Annotated in this window: 7 protein-coding genes; 4 read left to right on the plus strand and 3 right to left on the minus strand. The window is 67.8% G+C overall.

The genetic code is table 11. The features are described from left to right. The 3 genes from E2C05_RS35520 to E2C05_RS28795 all read right to left on the minus strand — a co-directional run. Positions 1-258 (minus strand): hypothetical protein (locus E2C05_RS35520; RefSeq protein ID WP_408901637.1); only part of this gene is annotated, 258 nt, incomplete at its 3' end. Between the two features lie 267 nt (positions 259-525). Further along, positions 526-660, minus strand: a complete 135-nt coding sequence (locus E2C05_RS35275) for a hypothetical protein (protein WP_275670521.1) — start codon at positions 658-660, stop codon at positions 526-528. Between the two features lie 57 nt (positions 661-717). Beyond that, positions 718-1536, minus strand: coding sequence for an SDR family oxidoreductase (locus tag E2C05_RS28795; protein ID WP_205083159.1), 819 nt, complete (start codon positions 1534-1536; stop codon positions 718-720). A 526-nt stretch (positions 1537-2062) separates the two neighbouring features. Here E2C05_RS28795 and E2C05_RS28800 point away from each other — a divergent pair. The 4 genes from E2C05_RS28800 (at position 2063) to E2C05_RS28815 (ending at position 4610) form a co-directional block, all read left to right on the plus strand. Then, positions 2063-2530: a RidA family protein gene (locus tag E2C05_RS28800; RefSeq protein ID WP_275670522.1), complete on the plus strand. Its 468-nt coding sequence runs from the start codon at positions 2063-2065 to the stop codon at positions 2528-2530. A 110-nt stretch (positions 2531-2640) separates the two neighbouring features. Further along, positions 2641-2841: a hypothetical protein gene (locus E2C05_RS28805; protein ID WP_133223067.1), complete on the plus strand. Its 201-nt coding sequence runs from the start codon at positions 2641-2643 to the stop codon at positions 2839-2841. Between the two features lie 189 nt (positions 2842-3030). Beyond that, the gene (locus tag E2C05_RS28810) at positions 3031-3219 is read left to right on the plus strand and encodes a hypothetical protein (RefSeq protein WP_133223068.1); all 189 of its coding nucleotides are present in this window, start codon (positions 3031-3033) and stop codon (positions 3217-3219) included. Further along, positions 3219-4610, plus strand: coding sequence for an amidase (locus E2C05_RS28815; protein ID WP_133223069.1), 1392 nt, complete (start codon positions 3219-3221; stop codon positions 4608-4610). Before E2C05_RS28810 ends, E2C05_RS28815 begins: the two co-directional genes overlap by 1 nt. Positions 4611-4713 lie beyond the last annotated feature (103 nt).

The following is a 4713-nucleotide window of genomic DNA, read 5'->3' on the forward strand; positions in this document are numbered from 1 at the left end:
GCTCGCCAAGGACTGGGAGTGCCTGAACCGGTCAGGCCTGTGCTTCCTGCGCTGGGCCTCCGTCCGCCTCATGCTGCGAAGGCTCTGCCAAACCAGAACATGATCCCGGATGGACTCTGAGAAATCGTAGGCAGCAGCGATCGCTGCGTGCCGGCGGTCGGGGAAGTTGGCCATCAGCGCGTCAAACAGCCGCGCCTCCTCCGGGTGTTCACGCATGAAGGCATAGCGCGCCTTGCCCCAGGCGGCCTCGTGCGGCACCCCGCCGGCCAGCGCGGCATCCAGCCGCGCCCCAGGCGCCCCAGATGCCAGGCACCGTCCAATACCGCGCGGCGTGATGCAGACTGTCGGCCGCGTCCTGCCGCAGCAGGCGGGAGCGGCCGGTATGCGCCACGAGTCCATCCGGCCCAACCGAAAAGATACTCTGCGTCGCCAGGCAACGCAGGATTCGCAGCAGTGGTCGCGGTTGCACGCCGCAGGTGGCCGCCAGCGCCTAAATCGCCATCACGCCATCACACCATCACGCCATCACGCCATCACGCCATCGCGTGGTACCACATCCACGACGCCGCAATCGGCCACTACACGGAGCATCCGCGCAACCATGAAGCTGCGCAGAAGCAGCGACATGTCGGCGTGGTCGTCATCACGTGCCTGCGCCACGGTCATACTCCTCCAGATTTGGCGCCGGCGGCTGCACGAGGCGGCGTCTCGTGGCGGTCACCCGCCCCGCTGGAACTCCATCGGGAAGTCGGCCGAGGCGAGCGATGCACCGCCGTCCACGTGCAGGGTCTGCCCGGTGATGAACCGTGCCTGCTCCGAGCACAGCAGGGCTACGGCGTCACCCACATCGGCCGGAGTTGTGAGGCGTCCCATCGGGACCCATCCCGCCCCGGCCCATCCGCGCAAAGCGTCCAACACCTCGGGTGGCAAGGTGGAAAACACGCTATCGTCCGTCGCCCCGGGGCTGACCGCGTTCGCTGTGATGCCGTGCTTGGCAAGGTCCCAGGCGAGGTAGCGCAGCAGCGATTCCATCGCCGCCTTCGCTGGTCCCATCGCCGCCCAGGAACGCCAACTTCCCGTTGTTCCACCGGGGGCGTAGGTGACCGCGACGATGCGGCCACCCTGGCCCATCATCCCTACGGCTTCGCGGGCGCAGTGGAGTAGGGCAGTAGCCTGGGAGTCGATCGCGGATCGCCAATGCTCAGCTGTCAGCTCAAGCACTGGCTGGTAGAAGTGCTGTACATCCGGCCGGGCGTTGGCAACGAAGACGTCGAGCGAGCCGAACGCTGACCGGAGCTCAACGAACATGCGGGAGATATCGTCGGGTCTCATCGAATCGGCCTGGACCAGCAAGGGCTCGGCGCCACACTCGCGCAGCAGGTGGGCAGTTTCCTCGGCTGCCGGTCGGTTCTTTTGAAAGTGGACGCCGATTTGCCTGACCCCGCATTCGGCGAGCTTGAGCGCGATGCCGCGCCCGATCCCGCGCGAGCTGCCGGTGACCAATGCAGTCCGGGCCATCACCACGAGACCTGCCATCTCACGCTTCCTCTCACTGAACGGCACATTTCCGAAGCGCCGCTCTTCGGTCAGCAAGAGCCTATGCCGCATGGCGCTACCATTTCACGCAGGAACAGTCCCTGGCACCATACGCGCTTGGGTTGGTGTTGGTCGTCGAGGGTGGTCAAAGTGGCGAGCCGTGCCGTGTCCCATCACAATGAGCGGGGACAGCACCCGCGCCTTGGGCCAGCGCCCGCTCGCCGCCCCCACTGTCCAGGGCGCACCGATGGTGGCGAGCCGATTGCAGCCAGCGCTGCTGCTCCAGAACCAAGCCAAGGTCGGGCGTTGCAACAGCGGCTGATCGAGATTGCTGATCGGACGTCGATAGGGAATGATTGATCACTGCTGTTGGGTGATGCACGTTCTGAATGCGCGCTCCTAGACCGCAGAGGACGCGCCGGAGGTCAGCGTGATGCAGCACCCCAGCCGCCGATCCCTCTTAGGTCTTGGGCTGACGGCACCGGTCGCACTGGTATGGACTGGCAGTGCCCTCGCACAGCCCCTCGTGGGAGGTTCAGCGGAGCAGCGGCTCCAGGAGCGTGGCATCGAACTGCCAAAGGTGCCTCCCGTGGCAGGCGTCAACAATGTCCCGTTCGTGCGCTCGGGTAACCTCGTCTTCTTGTCCGGCCTGGGCCCGAGCCGGCCTGAGGGAGGGCTCGCCACGGGCAAGGTCGGACGCGACGTGACGGTAGACGAGGCGTACCAGCACGCAAGGCTTACCGGGCTTGCTCTTTTGGCGGTGCTGCGCGCGGGTATCGGTAGCTTGGATAACGTGTCTCGGGCTGTGAAGGTGCTCGGCATGGTGAACGCCGTGCCCGAGTTCACTGACCACCCGAAGGTCGTAAACGGCTGCTCGGATCTGTTTGTTGAGGTGTTCGGCGAACGTGGACGGCACGCCCGATCGGCCGTCGGCATGGGCTCGCTGCCTTTCGGCATTACAGTCGAGATCGAGGCAATCTTCGAAGTTGCTTGAATCGAGCACCTCCTCGCCGCAGGTGGCCGATGACGCGGGACAAGCCCAAGCTTTCCGCCGTCGAGTAGCGCCAGCGCCGCGATGACCGCGTCGCCTGCATCCGGCTCCGCATGGCGATAAGCCAGGAGCTTGAGGGGCGCGGTTTCACCACGCCGGCCGCCGGCGTCGAGATGTTGGGCCTGAAGCCGAAGGTGGCGCATAGCCTGCTCATCGCACGGCAGCGGCGCGAGGACGACGTGACGTTGCAGCTTATGGCTGCGGCTCTCGCTGACGCTTCGCCGGACAGCAGTCATCAGTCCGCTTCGATATGACCCCGTGCCGTCCGTCGGCGTCGCAGAACCCTACCACCGACGCGCCTCACGACCGCAGCGCACACAGGCAGACGGTATTGCATCGGAGCCCCTCCCTTTGCCAAGCTGACCACACGTCCGCATGGCTTCGTTCCGCTCTGGCGTGCCCGGTCCGAGGCGGCCTTCGTCCGTACCAGAGGAGTGACGGCGATGGACTTTCCCCCCGACGAGGTGCGCTTTGCCGCCATGCTTGCCGAGAGCGGGATGCGGGTGCCGCCCGAGCAACTGCCATCGCCGCTCGAAGGCTACTGCCACATGCTCCGCCTGATTGCCGCGCTCGGCGCGCCGGCGACGTTTGAGGCGGAGCCCGCGCTCACCTTCACCCCCGACCGGCGGTGATGGACCCCGTCCCGACCATCGCCGAGGCGGCACGCGGGATCGCATCGCGCCGCCTGTCGCCGGTCGAGCTGACGCGCGCCTGCCTTGACCGCATCGCGCGCATCGACCCGAGCCTGCACAGCTTCCTGCTGGTCTCCGAGGAGCGCGCCCTGGCTGATGCACGCGCCGCGGAGGCGCGCATTATGCGCGACGGCCCGAGGGGGCCGCTGGACGGCATTCCGATCGCGCACAAGGATCTTTTCGACACCGCGGGCATCCGCACCACCGGGCACTCCCGCCTTCTGGCCGACAATGTGCCGGCCCGGGACGCGGCCGTGGTCGCGCGCCTGGCCGAGGCCGGCACGGTGCTGCTCGGCAAGGTGGCAGCGCACGAGTTCGCCATGGGTGGGCACTCCTTCGACCTGCCCTGGCCGCAGCCGAACAACCCCTGGGACCTGGAGCGCACCACGGCCGGGTCGTCGAGCGGCACCGCCGCGGCCGTTGCGGCCGGACTGGTTCTGGGCGGCACGGGCACGGAGACGGCCGGCTCCATCAACGGCCCCGCCGCGCTCTGTGGGATCACGGGCCTCAAGCCGACCTACGGGCGGGTGAGCCGCACCGGGATCCTGCCGCTCGCCTTCACGCTCGACCACGCCGGGCCGATGGCATGGACGGCGGAGGACTGCGCCATCCTGCTGCAAGCCATGGCGGGGCACGACACGTCGGACCCGGCGAGCAGCTGCGAGCCCGTGCCGGACTTCGGGGTGGACCTCGACCGGGGCGTCCGGGGCCTGCGGGTCGAGGTGGTGCGGCACTTCTTCGAGGCCGACAACCCGGCGAGCGAAGCCACCCGGATGGGGATCGAGGATGCGCTGGCGTGGTTCGCACGCGAGGGCGCCGAGGTGCGCGAGGTGAGGCTGTCGCCGCTCGAGACCTACAGCGCCTGCACCTTCGTGGTCCTGCTGGCCGAGGCCTACGCGATCCACGAGCCCTGGCTAACGACCCGGCGGGAGGAGTACGGCGAGATCTTCCGTGACCGTGCCTCCCTGGGCGGGCTGATCCGCGCCCGGGACTACGTGCAGGCGCTGCGCCGCCGACGCGAGCTGTGCCTGGAGATGGCCGGGGCGATGGCGAACCTCCACCTGCTGGTCAACGCGTCGCAGGCCGGGGAGGCGCCGCCGAGTACCGGTCTGTCGAAATGGTCCTTCTTTGAACGCCCTGCGCTGACCACCCCGTCTGCCCTGACCGGCTTTCCGTCCGTGTCGGTCTGCACCGGCTTCGGTGCGGGCGCGCTGCCGGTCGCTATGCAGCTGATCGCACGGCCATTCCACGAGGCCACGCTCCTGCGGGCGGCGCACGGCTATAAGCGGGCGCATCCGTGGCGGGACAAGCGCCCGCCCATGGCCCGGTAGCACCTAGAGCATTTCAGGTTTAGTCGAACGCATACCCCGAGTTGGTGAGATAGTTCTGGCACTCGGTGGGGCTGAAGGTGTCGAGCAGTTGGCCGATGGTGTC

The sequence above is a fragment of the Paracraurococcus ruber genome (assembly GCF_004353985.1).
Classification (GTDB): Bacteria; Pseudomonadota; Alphaproteobacteria; order Acetobacterales; family Acetobacteraceae; genus Paracraurococcus; species Paracraurococcus ruber.